Here is a 17739-nt window from a genome sequence, read left to right as displayed (position 1 = left end):
GCCCCGAAGGCCACTTTAGGGGCGTACGTCAGCGGCCCGCGGGGGTCACGTTCAGCATCATTCCGGCGAGGCCCCGCGCCCGCACGGAGAGCTTTTCGGCGGCCTCCTTGAGGACCTTCGACGCGGCGGAGTCCGGTTCGGTGAGCACGATCGGCTTGCCCGCGTCGCCCTGCTCGCGCAGCTTCGGGTCGAGCGGCACCTGGCCGAGCAGCGGCACCGTCGCCCCGGTGGTCTTCGTCAGCGAGTCCGCGACCTGCTGGCCGCCGCCGGAGCCGAAGATCTCCATGCGCGTGCCGTCCGGGGTTTCGAGCCACGACATGTTCTCGATCACGCCCGCGAGCCGCTGCCGCGTCTGCACCGAGATCGCGCCCGCGCGCTCGGCGACCTCGGCCGCCGCCTGCTGCGGGGTGGTCACCACCAGGATCTCGGCGTTCGGGATGAGCTGCGCCACCGAGATCGCGATGTCGCCGGTGCCGGGCGGCAGGTCGAGCAGCAGCACGTCGAGATCGCCCCAGAACACGTCCGCGAGGAACTGCTGCAGCGCGCGGTGCAGCATCGGCCCCCGCCACACCACGGGCGTGTTGCCCGGCGTGAACATGCCGATCGAGATGACCTTCACGCCGTGCGACTGCGGCGGCATGATCATGGTGTCGACCTTGGTCGGCTTCTCGCTCGCGCCGAGCATGCGCGGCACCGAGTGGCCGTAGATGTCGGCGTCGACCACGCCGACGGAAAGCCCGCGCTGGGCCATCGCGACCGCGAGGTTCACCGTCACGCTCGACTTGCCGACCCCGCCCTTGCCGGAGGCCACGCAGTACACCCTGGTCAGGGAACCGGGCTGGGCGAACGGGATCACCGGCTCCTTCGCGTCCCCGCGCAGGGACTTCCGCAGCTCGGTGCGCTGCTCGTCGCTCATCACGTCCAGCTCGACGCGCACGTCGCGCACGCCGTCGAGCTTGCTGACGGCCTCGGTGGTGTCCTTGGTGATCGTCGCCTTCAGCGGGCAGCCGGCCACGGTGAGGTAGATGCCGACGGTGACCACGCCGTCTTCGCCGATCGCGACGTCCTTGACCATGCCGAGGTCGGTGATCGGTTTCTTGATCTCCGGGTCGTAGACGCCCGCCAGCGCGGTGCGGACGTCTTCTGCCGACGGGATCTGCTGTGTGCTGGTCACGGGTACCGGCCTTCGCTGAGGGACTGCTTCGTCCTCCATGTTACGGATGGGTAGTGCCGCTCTGGTCGGCCCTGCTCTTGGACTTCCGCCGGTTCGCGTTGACGTTGAGGTCCTCGCGCAGCTTGTCCAGCTCACCGCGGAGGTAGTCGCGGGTGGCGACCTCGCCGACGGCGATCCGCAGCGACGCGATTTCCCGTGCCAGGTATTCGGTGTCCGCCTTCGTCTGCGCCGCGCGGGCGCGGTCCTCGTCGAGCGAGACCCGGTCGCGGTCGTCCTGCCGGTTCTGGGCCAGCAGGATCAGCGGCGCCGCGTAGGCGGCCTGGGTGGAGAACGCCAGGTTCAGCAGGATGAACGGGTACGGGTCCCACTGCAGCGACACCGCGGCCAGGTTCAGCGCGATCCAGACGATCACGATCAGGGTCTGCCAGAACAGGTACTTCCCGGTGCCGAGGAACCGCGCGACGCGTTCGGTGAACCGGCCGAACGCGTCGGGGTCGAGGCTGAGCGCGAGCCTGCGCTGGCGGCCGGGCTGGTCGAGGTGGCGGCGCGGCAGCAGTTCAGGCATGGATTTCGCCCTCCCGTTCGCCTGCCACGTCGTGCAGGCCGGTTTCGCGCCAGTCCTCCGGCAGCAGGTGGTCGAGCACGTCGTCGACGGTGACCGCGCCCAGCAGGTGGTCGCCGGAGTCCACGACGGGACCGCAGGCGAGGTTGTACGCGGCGAAGTAGCGGGTGACCTCGGCCAGCGAGGTGGTCGGCCGCAAGGCCGGGAGATCGGTGTCGACGGCGCTCGCCACGAGTTCCGCGGGCGGTTCCCGCAGCAGGCGCTGGAAGTGGACGCAGCCGACGTACCGGCCGGTCGGGGTCTCGGTCGGCGGGCGGCACACGAACACCATGCTGGCGAGCGCGGCGGGCAGCTCGGCGTTGCGGATCCTGGCGAGCGCTTCGGCGACCGTCGCGTCCGGCGCCAGCACCACCGGCTCCGGGGTCATCAGCCCGCCCGCGGTGTCCGACGAATACGCGAGCAGTCGCCGCACCGGCGCCGATTCCTCCGGCTCCATCAGCTCCAGCAGGCGGCTCTGGTCGGCCGGGGTCAGCTCGGCGAGCAGGTCCGCGGCGTCATCGGGGTTCATCGCTTCGAGCACGTCCGCGCCGCGTTCCTCCGGCAGGTAGGAGAGCAGCTCCTTCTGGTCGTCCTCGGGCAGTTCCTCGATGACGTCGGCGAGGCGTTCGTCGTCCATCGCGTCGGCGACCTCGTGGCGGCGTTTGAGCGGGAGATCGCGCAGGGTCGCCGCCACGTCGACGGCGCGCATGGTGTCGAACAACACCAGCAGCTGCCCGGCGCCCTGCGGCTGCCCGGAAAGATCGGTGAGCCCGAGCCCCGACACCTCGCCCCACGGCACCACCTGCAGCGACGAGCGGCGGCGGCCGAGCCCGAGCCGCGTGCTGCGCTCGCGGATGGCGAGCTTCGCGAGTACCCAGTCGCGCGTCCTGGTCGGCTCCATCGCCGCGTCGACGACGGTGACGCGCGTGGTCGTGTCGGCGAGGAACGCGTGCGCGTCCAGCAGCTGGCCGACCACGAGCACTTCGTTGGGGCGCTGGTGGAAGTGGCGCATGTTGATCGAGCCGGTGGCCATCGTGACGGCGTTGGGCTCGATCGAGGTGACGCGCAGCATGGGCACGAAAACCCGGCGCCGGGTGGTCAGCTCGACGACGACACCGAGGATGCGCGGCGGCTGCGCGTCGAGCCGGAGCCCCGCGACGAGATCGCGCACCTTGCCGATCGACTCCCCGTCGGGGCCGAACACCGGCAGTCCCGCGAGCTGAGCGGCGAAAACCCTGTTCACGGCGGCCATGGCGCCAGGTTATCGGCTGCCGGGCGCCCCCGCTGGGTCGCGGATCTCACACCCGCGATGGCTCCTCGCGCGCTGTCAGCCGCCCGGCGCCCTCCACTGTGGACGATCAGCGCGGTTCGGAATCGGGTGCGGCGGTGTTTCGCCTTCGCAGGGCCGAAAAGTGCACCGCGTGGACGGCGGTGAGCACCGCCGTGGCGATCAGCAGCGCGACACCCGCCTTGCCCGCGTCGGTGATCGGCGGGGCGGGGGTGCCGGTCCCGACCTTGGTGAGCACGAGCACCGCCATCAGCGTCGACACGACCGCCATCGTCACCAGCAGCGGGGGCACGGCGCCGCGGACCGCGGCGACGGCCAGCATCGCGAGGAGGGCGGCGAGCAGCAGGATGCCGATCATCGCGGGCGCGCCGCCGCTGTTCGTCGCCATGTCGAACACCGTGCCGTAGGTGGAGGTGAACTCCACTCCTTCTTCGCGCACGACCACCGTGTCGTAGAGCGGGAAGAACAGGAACGCGAACAGGCACACCGCGATCGGGGCGTAGAAGCGCCCGTAGCCGGTCGCGATCCTGTTCACCGGGTTTTCGGTCATTTCGCCATGATGACAGGAACCGCGCTCGGGCACGTGCGGTTTCACACCCCCGGTGCCGCCCATTCGGCGATCCGGACGACCTCCGGGCAGGGGAAGTCGTCGTCCTCGTCGTCGACGAGGTCCAGCCAGTTCACCACCGCGCGCACCAGTGTCCAGGCGAGCGCGCGGTCGCGGTCGAGGTTCGCCGCCGACACCACCGCGGCGAACCGTTCGTCCAGTGTGGACTCGGCGAACCTGTTCCACAGCAAGGGGATCACGCCGAACTCGACGTCGCCGGTGAGCGGCTTCGGGTCGATCACGAGCCACGGTTCGCGAGTGCCCGCCAGTACGTTCAGGTAGTGCGGATCCTCGTTGACCAGGAGCGTGCCCGCTTCGGGCCCGAGGTTGCGGCACACGTCGAGCGTCGCGTCCAGCATGCGGCGGGGCAGCGGCTCGTCCAGCTCCCGCCACAGTTCCGGCAGTTCGGCCGCCCACCGTTCGGCCTCGGCCGCCAGCGAGCGCGACAACGGCGGCGCTTCGACGGCGAGCCCGCGCAGCAGCCCGCCCGCGATCTCGACCGCGGGGCCGATCGGTTCCCCGTCCAGCGAACGCGCGTGGTCGAGCCGTTCGAGCAGCAGCGCGCCGGTGTCGTCGTGATCGAGCAGCAGCACCGAACCCGCACCGTCCCATGTGGACAAAGCGAGGCGCTCGTCGCGGGTTTCGTCGTCCTGCCAAGGGAGTTTCACCACGGCAGGAGTGCCGTCGACGGCTACCGCGGGGTAGACGACGGCGGTGTAGCCGTGCATCGGGTCGCCGTCGGGGCGGAGCTTCCAGTGCTCGAAGCAGCGCTCGACTTCGGCGGGAAGCTGAGCGAGCCAGGCGCGGCCCTCGTCCCCTTCGCGTTCGGCGATCTCTTCGACGAAGGCGGCGGGGATCGGCGGTATCTGCACCCCTCCACTCTGCCAGGGGAATCGGCGACGCTCACGCTGTTACCGGTGGCTCTCCTCCAGTGCAGCCCGAGCGACATCGGGATGCTTTCTGACCGCAGCGCGCAGCTGCTTTTCTTGGAAGCGCTGTCGTCCTTCCTCGACTGCCGTGCGCCAGCCAGGACGTCCTTCGGCTAGCTGCTCGCAAACCAGGAACTCAATGATGTCCTCCACAGCCGGGCGGAACCGGCGGCCACCGACGGGCAGATGGAGCTTTTCCAGCAGGCGTCCCGAGCCGTCCAGCCGTATCCCGGCTTGGTCCCAGTCCGGTGACGACGCGCAGATCTGAAGGTGAGCTTCCGGGTAGCCGTCCCCTTTATCGCGCTCGTAGTCGTAGTGGAACAGCGGTCTCGACGGATCTTCGGTAAGCGACACGGTGAACACGGAGCTCTCGACCATCAGGTGCTCGTGGACGTGATCGGGTGTCAGCCGGAAGTGCAGGCCGAGGAAGAACCGGGGTGCCTTCTTGCCCAAGGTCAACGGTATCGCCTGGCGCAGATCCTGCTCCCGTTTGGTGATTCCGTATCCGACGACGGTTCGCTGCCGCGTGTGGTCCGAGGCCACCGATTTGATCTTCACGCCTGTGCACACGGTGCTGTTCAGCAACTCGCCCAGTTCGACGCTGAATCCGTGGGACTCCCGTTCGAGGGCGAACCTGCGAGTCAGAGGTCCGCCCCGTGGAGATCGCCGATCGCTAGCCACGCCAATCGTGCTCGCATCGAGGTGAACTGCCCCCGATGTGCTTGGGCCGCCAGCTCGTCAAACGAGCATTCGGCCCTGGCCAGGGCGTTCTCAACCGCAGCGCGCAGGTCGGCGGCGTCAGCCCAGGTGACGTCGCCCGCCGGGTTCTCGGCCAACGCGGTCATGTCCGCACACCCCTTCTGCGTTCTTCTGACCACTCTGCCTCATCAGTCTGACAGTTCCGGGTCGCGTTGTGGCACGCGTTCTGCGCGGCTGCCCCGATCGGGGCACACGGCATCGGCGCCTTCGACGCCATATCGAATCCCCAGGCCGGGCGTAGAATCGGACGGGCAGGGGGCCTGCGAGATCGGGAGCCGTCATGGTGCTCGAAATCATTTCCGGGGTGCTCGCGGCCGGGGCGGTCGGCCTCGCGTCGAGCATGCGCGTGGTCCGGCAGTTCGAACGCGGGCTGGTGTTCCGCTTCGGCCGGGTGCGGCCGAAGGTGCGGGACGCGGGCCTGGTCGCGCTCGTGCCGTTCGTCGACCGGCTGCAACGGGTGAACATGCAGGTGATCACGCTGCCGGTGCCCGCGCAGGACGGCATCACCAGGGACAACGTGACGGTGCGCGTCGACGCGGTGGTGTACTTCAGGGTGATCGATCCGGTGACCGCCGCGGTCAATGTGCAGGATTACCGGTTCGCGGTCGGACAGGTCGCGCAGACCAGCCTGCGGTCCATCATCGGGAAGAGCGATCTCGACGATCTGCTGTCCAACCGCGAGCGGCTCAACCAGGGCCTCGAGCTGATGATCGACAGCCCCGCGCTGGGCTGGGGCGTCCAGATCGACCGGGTCGAGATCAAGGACGTGGCGCTGCCGGAGACGATGAAGCGGTCCATGTCGCGGCAGGCCGAGGCCGAACGCGAGCGCAGAGCCAGGGTGATCTCGGCGGACGGCGAGCTGCAGGCCTCGCACAAGCTGGCGCAGGCCGCCGCCGCGATGGCCGACACCCCGGCCGCGTTGCAGCTGCGCCTGCTGGAGACGGTCGTGCAGGTGGCTTCGGAGAAGAACTCGACGCTCGTGCTGCCGTTCCCGGTGGAGCTGCTGCGCTTCCTCGATCACCACACCCGCAGCGGGGAACCGGGCTATTCCGTTGCCCAGCCCGAACGGGTGAGTGACGATATCCCCGATAACGCACCGGCGGACCTGCCGGTGGACGAGGAAACAGCGGAGAGGAACGGGGTTGTCGAGGATGGCCGGGTCGGGTGAACGCCGTGACGCGGCGTTGCCGATGCTCACCGTGCGCCAGGCTGGCCGGGTGCGGGCGCTCGTGCGCGAGGCGCTGGCCAGGCAGGGGCGCCGGGTCACCGTCTTCCCCGGGCACATCGAGGACGCCGACGGCGCGAAGTTCGGGCTCGGCGGCATCGCGCGCGTCCTGACCGCGCGGGCCATCCCGGAACCGCGCTGGGGCACGCTCGTGGACGCGCACGTCGCCAGGATGCTGAGCGCGATGGCGGGCCCCGACGACTTCCGCGCGCCGACCGAGGAACTGTTGCCGCGCACGTACTTCGGGCTGTACGACCGGACGGCGCTGCCGGGCACCGGCGGCTGGGGCTATGCCCGCGAGGCGCTGCCCGACGTGCTCGAGGTGTTCGTGCTGGACTGCCCGGACAGCGTGAAGACGTACTGCGGTGACGAGGTCGCGCGCCACGGCGAACACCGCCTCCGCGCGGCCGCGCTGGCGAACGCCCGGCGGGAGGATCCGGGGGAGCGGCGGGACTTCGACGGCGTCCACCTGCTGTGCAGCGAGTCGATGCACTTCGCGTCCTCGGCGCTGGTGCTGCCCGAACTCGTGCTGAAGGTGACGGGCGAGGCGCCGTCGGCGAACGGCGTGCTGGTCGCGGTCCCGTTCCGGCACCAGGTGCTGTACTCGGTGCCGCGGGACGAGCGCGCCGGCCGGTCGCTGGAGGCGATGACGAAGATCGCGGCCGCCGAGTACCGCACCGGCACCGGGCCGATCAGCCCGCACGTGTTCTGGTGGCGCGACGGCCGCTTCACCCGGCTCACCGAAGGAGCCCCGGGTGAGACGCCGCGGCTCGCGGTACCCGCCGAGTTCGAGGCCGTTCTCGACAGCCTCGTGAGAAACGGCTCATAGGCAGAACTCGCCCGCGCGGGTCATACTCGTCGGTAACCTCGTCGTCCAGCCCAGGAGCAAGTATGGCCCGCCTTGCCCAGACCGCCGGTCTCACCGATGTGCAGTCGGAGATCCTCGCCACCGTCCGCACGTTCGTGGACAAGGAGGTGATCCCGCACGCGCAGGAGCTGGAGCACGCCGACACCTACCCGGCGGACATCGTCGAGGGCATGAAGGAGATGGGCCTGTTCGGGATCACCATTCCCGAGGAGTACGGCGGGCTCGGCGAATCGCTGCTGACCTATGCGCTGGTGGTCGAAGAGATCGCGCGCGGCTGGATGAGCGTGTCCGGCGTGATCAACACGCATTTCATCGTGGCGCACATGATCTCGCGGCACGGCACCGAAGCGCAGAAGAAGCACTTCCTGCCTCCGATGGCCACTGGGGAGGTGCGCGGGTCGTTTTCCATGTCGGAACCGGATCTCGGCTCCGACGTCGCCGCGATCAAGACGAAGGCGAAGAAGGACGGCGACCGCTACGTCATCGACGGCGCCAAGATGTGGCTCACCAACGGCGGCAGTTCGAATCTGATCGCGTTGCTGGTGCGCACCGACGAAGGCGCGGAAAAGGCGCACCAGAACCTCACCACGTTCCTGGTCGAAAAGCCGGAAGGCTTCGGGGAAGTGGCTCCCGGGCTCACGATTCCCGGCAAGATCGAGAAAATGGGCTACAAGGGCGTCGACACCACGGAAGCGGTGTTCGACGGCTTCGAGATCGGCGCCGACAAGGTGCTCGGCGAGCAGCCGGGCAAGGGCTTCTCGTACATGATGGACGGTGTCGAGGTCGGCAGGGTCAACGTCGCCGCGCGCGCCTGCGGGATCGCGATCAGGGCCTTCGAACTCGCCGTCGACTACGCGCAGCAGCGCAAGACCTTCGGCAAGGCGATCGCCGAGCACCAGGCGATCGCGTTCAAGCTCGCCGAAATGGCCACCAAGGTGGAGGCGGCGCACCTGATGATGGTCAACGCCGCGCGGCTGAAGGATTCCGGTGCGCGCAACGACGTCGAGGCCGGAATGGCCAAGCTGATCGCGAGCGAGTACTGCGCCGAGGTGACCCAGGAGGCGTTCCGCATCCACGGCGGCTACGGCTACTCGAAGGAGTACGAGATCGAGCGGCTGATGCGCGAAGCGCCGTTCCTGCTGATCGGCGAGGGCACCAGCGAAATCCAGAAGACGATCATCAGCCGCGGGCTGCTGCGGGACTATAAGAGCAGGGGCTGATTCGCGCACGGCGGCGGGTCCTGCCTCACCCAGGCGTTGATGACCAGGTGATTTCCCCCGTGTGGGGGTGTAACGCCAATCGAGTCGTCCACTGTGGGTAGTCCTTTCACGATCAGGTCCCGAAAGCGGGAGAGCGGTGCTGTCGATGGTTCGCGTGAAAACTCACCCCGGGTGAGCTTCCGGTCCTTCGACACACCTTCACCCGCGCATTTCCGAGTTTCCGCGCGATGCGGACGGAGTTAGGTTCGCGCCCCGGTTGTGAATTCATTTTCCAGGGCAGGAGGACCCCGTGGTTCGAGGTATCACCGTCACTCGGGCGAAAGGTATCGCCGGTCTCGCCGCCGCAGCGCTGGCCATCGCCGGGCTCGCCGGTTGCGGTGACGACAACAACCAGTCCGGCAGCGGGAACGGGAACGGCAGCAGTTCGGCCTCGGCGCCGCCGTCGAACGGCCAGGGCGACCAGAACGGTCAGAATGGCCAGAACGGGCAGCAGAACGACCCGAACGGCGCCCAGAACGGCTCGCCCGCCGCGCAGGCGCTGCAGCAGAAGCTCGACGAGCTGACGAACGCGACTCCGATCACCTTCGAGCGCGAGAAGACCGAGCTGACCGAGCAGGGCAAGGAGACGGTCAAGAAGGCCGCCGAAGCCGCCGCGGGCGCGGCCGGGACCAAGCTCGAGGTCACCGCGTCGGCAGGCTACGACGACGCGGCCAAGGCCACGGAGGTTTCGCAGAAGCGCGCGGAGGCCGTGGTCAAGGAGATGACGGCGAATGGGGTGCCCGCCGACCGGGTGACGGCGAAGGGTACCGGCAACGAGGGCGTCGTCGGCGACGAGAAGGCCGCGACCTCGGTGAAGATCAAGGCGTCCTGACCGGGCACCGGGTGAAAACGGCGAGGGCCGCCCCGCGACGGGGCGGCCCTCGCCGCCGTACGGGGGAGTCTTGCCCGGTCGGGTTCGCACGACCTGCCGCCGGTTGGCAGGATGGGTGATACGCCCCTTCTCTTCTTCCGACAGCGCAGGTGATCATCGTGACCGGTCCGTTCTCCTCCGGCGGGCGCGCAGGTGCCGGCGTCCCCCGGGTCCCGACGCCGCCGACGGGGTGGCCGATCGGCTCCTACGACCACTACACCGACGCGCAACGCGCGGTGGAGCACCTCGCGGACAACGACTTCGCGGTGCAGGACGTGACCATCGTCGGCGTCGACCTGATGCTGGTGGAGCGCGTCATCGGCAGGCTCTCGTGGGGCAAGGTGCTCGGCACGGCCGCGGTGTCCGGCGCCTGGTTCGGCCTGCTCATCGGCGTGCTGCTGAGCATGTTCAACCCCAGCAGCGGCGGCGGCATCAACTTCGCGCCGATCCTGGTCGGCGTGCTCGCGGGCATGCTGTTCGCGCTCGTGTTCGGCGCGGCGAGCTACGCGTCCACGAAGGGCCGCCGCGACTTTTCGTCGTCGAGCCAGCTGGTGGCCGGCCGGTACGACGTGCTGTGCCAGCCGCGCAGCGCCGAACAGGGCCGCGATCTGCTGGCGAAACTCGCGATGCGGCCGTCCGGTTCGACGAGCTGACCCCTACCCGAACGGGTAGGGGTCAGCGCCCGTTACCTTGGTGGATTTTTCCGCGCCACCAAAGAATGGCGTCCTTCTCTGAATCGTTACGGTTCCTGCTTGCGGGCCGTGACCCCCGGGCATAAGTTGCAGTGCACCGGTCGGGCGTCCCGTGCTGTTGCGTGCGGCTAGCCCGGCGTCATGCACGTCGGGGTGCAGGTCGCGGTCCTTCCCGCCGCGCCGCGTTCCTCTCCGGCTCCTCGCTGGGACGTGCGCGCAGGGAAGGGAGACCTTGATGGGGAAAGGGATCACGCGGCGAGGGCGACCGCCCGCGAGGGCCGTCGCCGTGTTCTGCACTGGGGTGCTCGCCGCCGGGACGCTCGCCGCGTGCGGGAGTTCGGGCGGCCTCAAGATCAACGTCTACCAGGCGCCGGAGGACAATTTCCAGTCCGTGGTGGACAACTGCAACAAGAAGGCGGACGGCCGCTACGAAATCGTCTACAACAAGCTGCCGCGCGGCTCGGACGACCAGCGGTTGCAGATGGCGCGCAGGCTCGCCGCCGGCGACCAATCGCTCGACGTGCTCGGGCTCGACGTCACCTGGGTGCCGGAGTTCGCCGAAGCGGGCTGGGCCGAGGAATGGACGGGCCAGAACAAGGAGGCCGCGTCCGCCGGGGTGCTGCCCGCGCCACTGAAGACCGCCGAATGGAACGGCAAGCTGTACGGGGCGCCGAAGAACACCAACGTGCAACTGCTCTGGTACGACGACAGGGTCACCCCGAAACCGCCGGGCACCTGGGACGAGATGATCGCCCAGTCGAAGCAGCTCAAGGCGGCGGGCAAGCCGTACCAGATCGTGTTCACCGGTGCCCAGTACGAGGGACTGGTGGTCGTCTACAACACGCTCGTGCAGTCGGCGGGCGGGCACATCCTCTCCGACGACGGCAAGTCCGTGGTGATGGACGAGGGCGCGGTGCGTGCGCTGGAGATCCTGAAGAACGTGACCGCGTCGGGGATCACCGACCCGTCGCTCACCACGTTCCAGGAGGACGAGACACGCCAGGCGTTCCAGCAGGGCAACGCGGCCTTCGAACTGAACTGGCCGTTCGTCTACCCCTCCTTCGCCAAGGAGAAGAAAGCGGATCTGCCGCACTTCAAATGGGCGAAGTACCCGGAGGTGAACGCGGGCGACACGGCGAAGACCACGATCGGCGGGATCGACTTCGCGGTGAGCCCGTACTCGCAGCACAAGCCGGAGGCGTTCGAAGCAGCACTTTGCTTGCGCAGCAAGGAAAACCAGAAGTTCTCCGCGCTGAAGGACGGCGTGCCGCCGACCATCGAATCGATCTACGGCGACGACACGCCGCTCGACCCGAGCAAGCCAGCCGGTAGTGACAACCCGAGCATGGGCAGCACCTATCCGATGCGGGCGACCATTGTGGACGCTCTGAAGACCGCGTCGCTGCGGCCGCTCACACCCGCGTACCAGAGCATGTCGACGGTGATGTCGAAGGTGCTCTCGCCGCCGTCCGAGATCGACCCGCCGAAGACCGCGGAGCGGCTGCGCAAGGAACTGAACGACGCACTCGAGTCGAAGGGGGTGATCCCGTGACCCAGCAGGGACCCTCACCGGCCGAAACGGTCGTGGGCTCGACGGTGCTCCAGCAGCAGGGCGGGCACCACCGCAAGGCGAAACCCGCGCTCAGCGAAGGGAAGAAGGCCGAACGCAAACTCGGACTCCTGCTGTGCGCGCCCGCCGCGATCGTGATGCTCGCGGTCACCGGCTGGCCGATCATCTACTCGGTGTGGCTGTCGTTGCAGCGCTACGACCTGCGCTTCCCGGCGCAGCGGGAGTTCATCGGCTTCGACAACTACGCCGCGGTGCTGTCCAACGGCTACTGGTGGACCGCGTTCGGCACCACGATGGGGCTGACCGTGGTGTCGGTGGCCATCGAATTCGTGCTCGGCATGGCGCTCGCGCTGATCATGCACCGCACCATCGTCGGCAGGGGACTGGTGCGCACGGTCGCGCTGATCCCGTACGGCATCGTCACCGTGGTCGCCGCGTTCTCGTGGTACTACGCGTGGACACCGAAGACCGGGTACCTCGCGAACCTGCTGGCCCCGGATTCGGCTCTGCTGACCGAAAAGCTCCCGTCGCTGCTGCTGATCGTGGTCGCCGAGGTGTGGAAGACCACGCCGTTCATGGCGCTGCTGCTGATGGCGGGCCTCGCGCTGGTGCCGGACGACCTGCTGAAGGCGGCGTCGATGGACGGGGCGAACGCGTGGCAGCGGTTCACCAAGGTCATGGTGCCGGTGATGAAACCGGCGATCCTGGTGGCGCTGCTGTTCCGCACGCTCGACGCGTTCCGCATCTTCGACAACATCTTCGTGCTCACCAAGGGCGCGCAGGATACGTCGTCGGTGTCGATGCAGACCTACAACAACCTGGTCAAGGGGTTGAACCTCGGGATCGGGTCGACGATGGCGGTGCTGATCTTCCTCACGGTCGCGATCATCGCCTTCATCTTCATCAAGCTGTTCGGGACCGCCGCGCCCGGCAGTGACGACGGGGGGAAGCGCTGATGGTGATGGGTGGAGCGATCACGACCGGTCGCAAGGTCAAGTGGACGCTGATCGACATCCTCGTGGTGGTGTACGCGCTCGTCCCGGTGCTGTGGATCGTGTCGCTGTCGTTCAAAACGAAGGAAACGCTGAAGGACGGGAACTTCATCCCGAAGTCGTGGACCTTCCAGAACTACGTCGACATCTTCGCCACCGACGAGTTCATCCGCGCGCTGGTGAACTCGATCAGCATCGCGCTGATCGCCACCGTGATCGCGGTGGTGCTCGGCACGATGGCCGCGTACGCGATCGCCAGGCTCGACTTCCCCGGCAAGCAGGTGCTCGTCGGGCTGTCGCTGCTGATCGCGATGTTCCCGCAGGTCTCGCTGGTCACGCCGTTGTTCAACATCGAGCGCACGCTCGGGTTGTTCGACACCTGGCCCGGCCTGATCCTGCCGTACATCACGTTCGCGCTGCCGCTGGCGATCTACACGCTGTCCGCGTTCTTCCGGGAAATCCCGTGGGAGCTGGAAAAGGCGGCCAAGATGGACGGCGCCACGCCGGCGCAGGCGTTCCGCAAGGTGATCGCGCCGCTGGCCGCGCCTGGCGTGTTCACCACGGCGATCCTGGTGTTCATCTTCTGCTGGAACGACTTCCTGTTCGCGATCTCGCTGACCTCGACGAGCGCGTCGAGGACGGTGCCCGCGGCGCTGTCGTTCTTCACCGGGTCCTCGCAGTTCGAGGATCCGACGGGCACGATCTCCGCGGCCGCCGTGGTGATCACGATCCCGATCGTCCTGTTCGTGTTGTTCTTCCAGCGCCGCATCGTCGCGGGGCTGACCTCCGGTGCGGTGAAGGGCTGAGGCGCCATGGCTGAAATTGTGCTCGACAAGGTGAGCAAGAAGTACCCGGACGGCGCGCTCGCGGTGTCCGAGGTCAACCTCGAGATCGCGGACGGCGAGTTCATCATCCTGGTCGGCCCGTCCGGCTGCGGGAAGTCCACGACGCTGAACATGGTCGCGGGGCTGGAGGACATCTCCTCCGGTGAGCTGCGCATCGATGGCAAGCGGGTGAACGAAAAAGCGCCGAAGGACAGGGACATCGCGATGGTGTTCCAGTCCTACGCGCTCTACCCGCACATGAGCGTGCGCGAGAACATGGCGTTCCCGCTCCGGCTGGCCAAGGTCGCCGACGCCACGGTGAAGTCCAAAGTGGAGGAAGCGGCGCAGATCCTCGACCTGACGCAGCACCTCGACCGCAAACCCGCCAACCTCTCCGGCGGCCAGCGGCAGCGGGTCGCGATGGGACGCGCGATCGTGCGCAGCCCCAAGGCGTTCCTGATGGACGAGCCACTGTCCAATCTGGACGCCAAGCTGCGCGGGCAGATGCGGACCTCGGTGTCGAAGATCCAGAAACAGCTCGGCACCACCACGCTGTACGTCACGCACGACCAAACCGAGGCGATGACGCTCGGCGACCGGGTCGTGGTGCTGCGGGCGGGGTACGTGCAGCAGATCGGTTCGCCGCAGTTCCTGTACGAACAGCCCGCGAACCTGTTCGTCGCCGGGTTCATCGGCTCGCCGTCGATGAACTTCATCCCGGCGACGCTGGAAGACGGCCAGCTGCGCAGCGCGCTCGGCTCCACGACACTGCCCGATCGCCTGCGCAGGCTGGTGGAGTCCGCGAACGCGCCGAGGGACGTCATCGCGGGCATCCGGCCGGAGCACTTCGAGGACGCCGCACTGGTCGACGCCGCGCAGAAGGGCGCGGGCGCCACGTTCACCGCCCGCGTGGACGTCCTGGAGTCGATGGGCTCGGAGAAGTTCGCCCACTTCAGCCTCGAAGGGGAGGCGGCGACCTCCTCGGAACTGGCCGAGCTGGCCGCGGATAGCGGATCCTCGGACGTCCCCGGCGACGAGTCGCAGATCGTGGCGCGGCTGTCCGCGGAATCGTCCACGGCGGAGAACCACGACGTCGAACTCTGGTACGACGCCGACAAGATCAAGCTGTTCGACCCCTCGTCGGGAAAGAACCTGACCTACTCGGAATAGTTCGGACGCGAAAGCCGGGGCCGTTCTTCGGGGCGGCTCCGGCCAGCGTTGCCGAGTCCATCCGCGCGAAGGCAGGAAGTTCATGATCGAGGAGTCCGCCGCGAGGTGGCGGAAGAGTAGTTACAGCGGCACGGGCGGCGGAAGCACGAACGACTGCGTAGAAGTCGCCATCGCCATGCATGAAGTTGGCGTGCGAGACACCAAGGACAGGGTCGGCGGGCAGCTCACTGTGACCGCGTCCGCCTGGTCGGCGTTCGTGCGGGCCACGATGCGCTGATCCCGAGCACGCGAAGCCGGGGCCGTTTTCCACAACGGCCTCGGCTTTTCGCGTTTCAGGCCGGTAGCTGGGGTAGCCGTAGTGGGAAATGACGCTCTATTGTGGACACAATTGCACGGCCACCAAGTCGTTTCCATGGTGGCGCGGTCGGATGGCACGGCGGCTCCGCCGGACGCCCGCCGTGTGGCGGGGGTTCGGTCAGGCGGCGCGGGGTTGTGCGGTGTGGATGGTGTTGGATCTTGGTCTTCGCCAGGGGTCCACGTGTTCGGGTGGGGTGAATTCGGGCATCCCGTTGATCATGCGGACTTTCCAGTCGCTGTTGTGCAACAGCCGGTGGTGGTGTCCGCAGAGGAGGACGAGGTTGCCGAGGTCGGTGGTGCCGCCGTTCCACCATTCTCGGACGTGGTGTGCGTCGCAGTGTCGGGGCTTTCGGTTGCAGCCCGGAAAAGCGCAACCGCCGTCGCGGATGGCGAGCATGAGGCGGAGGCCTTCGGTCACGATTCGTTTGGCGCGGCCGTATTCCAGTGGTTGTCCGTCGGTGCCGAGTACGGCGGGGATGACTTTGCAGTCACACGCCAGGATGCGGGCTTCGCTCGCGGTGATGCCGGTGACCAGGTCGAGGCAGGCGTGCCCGAGTCCCTTTTGGAGCAGTTCCAAGGGGATGGTGACGACGATGTCGCCTCGGGTGCTGCTGTGGTTCGGCGCATCCGGATGGCTCGCGGCCAGGTTGACCATCTCCATGAACGCATCCCCGTAGCGCTCGGCTCTACCGCGCACCAGCGGGTTGTCTTCCTTGTGGGGCTTGGCCAGCGGCTCAAGCAGTGCGAGGGTCTTCGCGCCGGACACCGGGTCGAGATAGCCCTCGAACTTGACTGAGCCGTCTTTGCCTTGGCGGTACCGGAAAGCACGCTTGGGTTCGGGGATGTCGCGGGGTTCCGCGCCGTCGGGGTCAAGGGTGTCACGCAACCGCCGACCGGCCGCGGCAACCTCCGCCGTGGTCGCGTTTCGAGCGAGATCGACCAGAGTCTTCTCAGTCTTCTCGCGCTCTTCGACCGGCACGGTGTCCGGGATGGCCTGCAGTGCCGACACGATCCCATCCACATGCAGTGGCGAAATCGCTCCCTCGGCGATGGCTTCTCTGGTCAGCGGCGCCGCAGCGGGAATTTCCGTGCCATCGATACCCCGGCTGGGGTTGATCGCGAGCGCCCGCGCCACCAGTTTTCGCACCGCAGCGGAGGAAGTCCGCGCTACCTCCGCCACCAACGCGGCGGTGGAGGGGTATCCGAGTTCACGTGTGCCGCCATTGTCGAGTTCCGCGATCACGTGGCAGAACCGGGATTCCTGCTGCCACAAGGACATCAACTCTTCCCGTAGCAGCGCGGCCTTCTCACGCGCAGCGAGCTGCCACAGCTCCCGCTGCGGTACAAGGGAAGAGCTCTCGGACACGCCACAATTCTACCGCGATCGCACAGAGGTTCGACTGGTCCATCCAGGTAACTATTCAGGTTGTTGTGAGGACTGTTGGTAGCCAAGGGTTTCCGGTGATGGCGTTGCGGAGTTCGGTGAGGATGTGGATGTTGTTCTTGCGGAGTGTGGAGATGTAGGCGCGGATGCGGAGCCAGGTGTGTGCGCCGTGTCGGGTGCGCCAGCCGCCGGAGATTTTGAGCTGGGCTTTGATCATGCGGAGGTCGCGTTCGGCTTGGTTGTTGGTGAACGGGACCGTCAGGTCGCGAGCGAAGCGCAGTGTGTCGTGCTGGTAGTCGCGTAAGCGTTTGAGCAGGCGATGCGTGGCGCCTTGCTGTCGTAGGGGTGCCAGCCGTCGTGGACCGCGACACCGCGAAAGGTCGGCAGGAGCCCGAATTCGTCCATCGCCTCGCTACCGCGCAGCGGGTGGGCAAGGTACGCGGTCAGCGTGGCGGTTTTGCAGGCGGTGTGCAGCCACCAGGTTTTGCCCTCGACCCGGATCCCGGTCTCGTCGAAATGCGCCACCGGCGCCGTCCAGCTGGGCGGCGCGGGCGACCGGGATGTGCTGGCAGGTCAGCAGATACGCGGCCAGCGCGGTCACGTTCGGCCCGTAGCACGCGGTAACGGTCGCGGCCCGTGGTGCGGCCGCCGCGGTCACGCGTCGGCACCCACGACACCGCAGTCGATGCAGCCGATGCTCGGTCACCGAGGGGCGCACCTCCGGCAGATCCACCACCTGCCGACGCGTCACACCAACCTTGTCACAGTGGCGCAGCCCCGTGCCGCAATCACCGCACGACGACGGAACATGCTCGACAACATGGTCGGATCGTCCACTAACGACAGACTTGCCCCTGGCGCTCCTGGCTGCTTGCCCCGTTTGCGACCAGTCTTGCCGCGCAACGACTTCGGCGCCGGTTTGCTGAACCGGTCCGATGACGGCGGCATCGACGAGTTACCCGAATTCGCACCGAGACGACGCTTCAACGAAGCGACCTCGCGCCGCAACTGGGTGATCTCCTCACGCGCACGATCAAGCTCCACCTTCTGCGCGGCAACCAACGCAGCCAGCTCATCGTACGACGGACGAACACCCTTCCCCACAACAAAGATCATCCCACACAGCCACTCACGACCCTCACTCGACCTGAATAGTTACCCATCCAGGT

General features: G+C 67.7%; 22 protein-coding genes and 1 pseudogene. 10 read left to right on the top strand and 13 right to left on the bottom strand.

The annotated features are described in order from the left end of the window. Positions 1 to 28: 28 nt before the first annotated feature. The 7 genes from HUW46_RS13265 to HUW46_RS13235 all read right to left on the bottom strand — a co-directional run bounded on the left by HUW46_RS13265 (position 29) and on the right by HUW46_RS13235 (position 5444). The gene (locus HUW46_RS13265) at positions 29 to 1174 is read right to left on the bottom strand and encodes an Mrp/NBP35 family ATP-binding protein (RefSeq protein WP_215547557.1); all 1146 of its coding nucleotides are present in this window, start codon (positions 1172 to 1174) and stop codon (positions 29 to 31) included. 40 nt (positions 1175 to 1214) lie between these two features. Then, complete coding sequence (locus tag HUW46_RS13260; protein ID WP_215547556.1) at positions 1215 to 1739, bottom strand: DUF1003 domain-containing protein; 525 nt, start codon at positions 1737 to 1739, stop codon at positions 1215 to 1217. Beyond that, positions 1732 to 3027 carry a magnesium transporter MgtE N-terminal domain-containing protein gene (locus HUW46_RS13255; protein ID WP_215547555.1) on the bottom strand — a complete coding sequence of 432 codons (1296 nt, stop codon included), beginning with the start codon at positions 3025 to 3027 and terminating at the stop codon, positions 1732 to 1734. The genes HUW46_RS13260 and HUW46_RS13255 overlap by 8 nt, the downstream gene beginning before the upstream one ends. Positions 3028 to 3133: 106 nt before the next feature. Further along, positions 3134 to 3613, bottom strand: coding sequence for a hypothetical protein (locus tag HUW46_RS13250; RefSeq protein WP_215547554.1), 480 nt, complete (start codon positions 3611 to 3613; stop codon positions 3134 to 3136). A gap of 41 nt (positions 3614 to 3654) precedes the next feature. Next, entirely contained in the window at positions 3655 to 4542 is an 888-nt protein-coding gene (locus HUW46_RS13245; RefSeq protein ID WP_215547553.1) for an aminoglycoside phosphotransferase family protein, read from the bottom strand. A 39-nt stretch (positions 4543 to 4581) separates the two neighbouring features. After that, positions 4582 to 5157 (bottom strand): hypothetical protein, encoded by a 576-nt coding sequence (locus HUW46_RS13240; protein WP_215547552.1) that lies wholly within the window; start codon positions 5155 to 5157, stop codon positions 4582 to 4584. An 83-nt stretch (positions 5158 to 5240) separates the two neighbouring features. Beyond that, positions 5241 to 5444 carry a hypothetical protein gene (locus HUW46_RS13235; RefSeq protein ID WP_215547551.1) on the bottom strand — a complete coding sequence of 68 codons (204 nt, stop codon included), beginning with the start codon at positions 5442 to 5444 and terminating at the stop codon, positions 5241 to 5243. A gap of 194 nt (positions 5445 to 5638) precedes the next feature. Between HUW46_RS13235 and HUW46_RS13230 the strand changes: the two genes are divergently transcribed. The 10 genes from HUW46_RS13230 (at position 5639) to HUW46_RS13185 (ending at position 15106) form a co-directional block, all read left to right on the top strand. Continuing rightward, positions 5639 to 6526, top strand: coding sequence for an SPFH domain-containing protein (locus HUW46_RS13230; RefSeq protein WP_215547550.1), 888 nt, complete (start codon positions 5639 to 5641; stop codon positions 6524 to 6526). Then, the gene (locus HUW46_RS13225) at positions 6510 to 7412 is read left to right on the top strand and encodes a hypothetical protein (RefSeq protein ID WP_215547549.1); all 903 of its coding nucleotides are present in this window, start codon (positions 6510 to 6512) and stop codon (positions 7410 to 7412) included. The genes HUW46_RS13230 and HUW46_RS13225 overlap by 17 nt, the downstream gene beginning before the upstream one ends. Positions 7413 to 7474: 62 nt before the next feature. Continuing rightward, complete coding sequence (locus tag HUW46_RS13220) at positions 7475 to 8671, top strand: acyl-CoA dehydrogenase family protein (RefSeq protein WP_215547548.1); 1197 nt, start codon at positions 7475 to 7477, stop codon at positions 8669 to 8671. 289 nt (positions 8672 to 8960) lie between these two features. Next, positions 8961 to 9542 (top strand): OmpA family protein, encoded by a 582-nt coding sequence (locus tag HUW46_RS13215; protein ID WP_215547547.1) that lies wholly within the window; start codon positions 8961 to 8963, stop codon positions 9540 to 9542. A 152-nt stretch (positions 9543 to 9694) separates the two neighbouring features. Continuing rightward, complete coding sequence (locus HUW46_RS13210; RefSeq protein ID WP_215549842.1) at positions 9695 to 10234, top strand: general stress protein; 540 nt, start codon at positions 9695 to 9697, stop codon at positions 10232 to 10234. A gap of 274 nt (positions 10235 to 10508) precedes the next feature. Then, complete coding sequence (locus HUW46_RS13205; RefSeq protein ID WP_215547546.1) at positions 10509 to 11825, top strand: ABC transporter substrate-binding protein; 1317 nt, start codon at positions 10509 to 10511, stop codon at positions 11823 to 11825. A gap of 32 nt (positions 11826 to 11857) precedes the next feature. Then, positions 11858 to 12799, top strand: a complete 942-nt coding sequence (locus HUW46_RS13200; RefSeq protein WP_305861160.1) for a carbohydrate ABC transporter permease — start codon at positions 11858 to 11860, stop codon at positions 12797 to 12799. Next, positions 12799 to 13641, top strand: coding sequence for a carbohydrate ABC transporter permease (locus HUW46_RS13195; protein WP_215547545.1), 843 nt, complete (start codon positions 12799 to 12801; stop codon positions 13639 to 13641). Before HUW46_RS13200 ends, HUW46_RS13195 begins: the two co-directional genes overlap by 1 nt. Positions 13642 to 13647: 6 nt before the next feature. Then, positions 13648 to 14829, top strand: a complete 1182-nt coding sequence (locus HUW46_RS13190; protein ID WP_215547544.1) for an ABC transporter ATP-binding protein — start codon at positions 13648 to 13650, stop codon at positions 14827 to 14829. Positions 14830 to 14911: 82 nt separating this feature from the next. Then, positions 14912 to 15106 (top strand): DUF397 domain-containing protein, encoded by a 195-nt coding sequence (locus HUW46_RS13185; RefSeq protein ID WP_215547543.1) that lies wholly within the window; start codon positions 14912 to 14914, stop codon positions 15104 to 15106. 198 nt (positions 15107 to 15304) lie between these two features. Here the strand turns inward: HUW46_RS13185 and HUW46_RS13180 are convergent, their stop codons facing one another. From HUW46_RS13180 to HUW46_RS48315, 6 genes and pseudogenes are all read right to left on the bottom strand, one after another. Then, positions 15305 to 16552: an HNH endonuclease signature motif containing protein gene (locus HUW46_RS13180; protein WP_254126141.1), complete on the bottom strand. Its 1248-nt coding sequence runs from the start codon at positions 16550 to 16552 to the stop codon at positions 15305 to 15307. A gap of 55 nt (positions 16553 to 16607) precedes the next feature. Next, positions 16608 to 16787: a hypothetical protein gene (locus HUW46_RS48320; protein WP_254126139.1), complete on the bottom strand. Its 180-nt coding sequence runs from the start codon at positions 16785 to 16787 to the stop codon at positions 16608 to 16610. Positions 16788 to 16790: 3 nt separating this feature from the next. Then, positions 16791 to 16850, bottom strand: a pseudogene (locus HUW46_RS49045) (hypothetical protein); the annotation flags it as partial. Beyond that, positions 16829 to 17095 (bottom strand): IS66 family transposase, encoded by a 267-nt coding sequence (locus HUW46_RS13170; RefSeq protein ID WP_215547542.1) that lies wholly within the window; start codon positions 17093 to 17095, stop codon positions 16829 to 16831. The pseudogene HUW46_RS49045 and the gene HUW46_RS13170, both read right to left, overlap by 22 nt. After that, positions 16983 to 17321, bottom strand: a complete 339-nt coding sequence (locus HUW46_RS49040) for an IS66 family transposase zinc-finger binding domain-containing protein (protein ID WP_442860929.1) — start codon at positions 17319 to 17321, stop codon at positions 16983 to 16985. The genes HUW46_RS13170 and HUW46_RS49040 overlap by 113 nt, the downstream gene beginning before the upstream one ends. After that, complete coding sequence (locus tag HUW46_RS48315) at positions 17318 to 17686, bottom strand: DUF6444 domain-containing protein (RefSeq protein WP_254126137.1); 369 nt, start codon at positions 17684 to 17686, stop codon at positions 17318 to 17320. The genes HUW46_RS49040 and HUW46_RS48315 overlap by 4 nt, the downstream gene beginning before the upstream one ends. Between the last annotated feature and the right edge of the window lie 53 nt (positions 17687 to 17739).

This window comes from Amycolatopsis sp. CA-230715, assembly GCF_018736145.1.
GTDB lineage: Bacteria > Actinomycetota > Actinomycetes > Mycobacteriales > Pseudonocardiaceae > Amycolatopsis.
Note: the sequence above shows the minus strand (reverse complement) of the source record. Positions and strands in the feature narration are given on the sequence as shown.

What these genes read in the sequence shown, in the direction of transcription:
- HUW46_RS13260 (WP_215547556.1), bottom strand. Translation starts at nt 1,739, where the DNA reads ATGCCTGAACTGCTGCCGCGCCGCCACCTCGACCAGCCCGGCCGCCAG.
- HUW46_RS13255 (WP_215547555.1), bottom strand. Translation starts at nt 3,027, where the DNA reads ATGGCCGCCGTGAACAGGGTTTTCGCCGCTCAGCTCGCGGGACTGCCG.
- HUW46_RS13250 (WP_215547554.1), bottom strand. Translation starts at nt 3,613, where the DNA reads ATGACCGAAAACCCGGTGAACAGGATCGCGACCGGCTACGGGCGCTTC.
- HUW46_RS13235 (WP_215547551.1), bottom strand. Translation starts at nt 5,444, where the DNA reads ATGACCGCGTTGGCCGAGAACCCGGCGGGCGACGTCACCTGGGCTGAC.
- HUW46_RS13230 (WP_215547550.1), top strand. Translation starts at nt 5,639, where the DNA reads ATGGTGCTCGAAATCATTTCCGGGGTGCTCGCGGCCGGGGCGGTCGGC.
- HUW46_RS13225 (WP_215547549.1), top strand. Translation starts at nt 6,510, where the DNA reads ATGGCCGGGTCGGGTGAACGCCGTGACGCGGCGTTGCCGATGCTCACC.
- HUW46_RS13220 (WP_215547548.1), top strand. Translation starts at nt 7,475, where the DNA reads ATGGCCCGCCTTGCCCAGACCGCCGGTCTCACCGATGTGCAGTCGGAG.
- HUW46_RS13205 (WP_215547546.1), top strand. Translation starts at nt 10,509, where the DNA reads ATGGGGAAAGGGATCACGCGGCGAGGGCGACCGCCCGCGAGGGCCGTC.
- HUW46_RS13195 (WP_215547545.1), top strand. Translation starts at nt 12,799, where the DNA reads ATGGTGATGGGTGGAGCGATCACGACCGGTCGCAAGGTCAAGTGGACG.
- HUW46_RS13190 (WP_215547544.1), top strand. Translation starts at nt 13,648, where the DNA reads ATGGCTGAAATTGTGCTCGACAAGGTGAGCAAGAAGTACCCGGACGGC.
- HUW46_RS13185 (WP_215547543.1), top strand. Translation starts at nt 14,912, where the DNA reads ATGATCGAGGAGTCCGCCGCGAGGTGGCGGAAGAGTAGTTACAGCGGC.
- HUW46_RS48320 (WP_254126139.1), bottom strand. Translation starts at nt 16,787, where the DNA reads ATGATCAAAGCCCAGCTCAAAATCTCCGGCGGCTGGCGCACCCGACAC.
- HUW46_RS48315 (WP_254126137.1), bottom strand. Translation starts at nt 17,686, where the DNA reads ATGATCTTTGTTGTGGGGAAGGGTGTTCGTCCGTCGTACGATGAGCTG.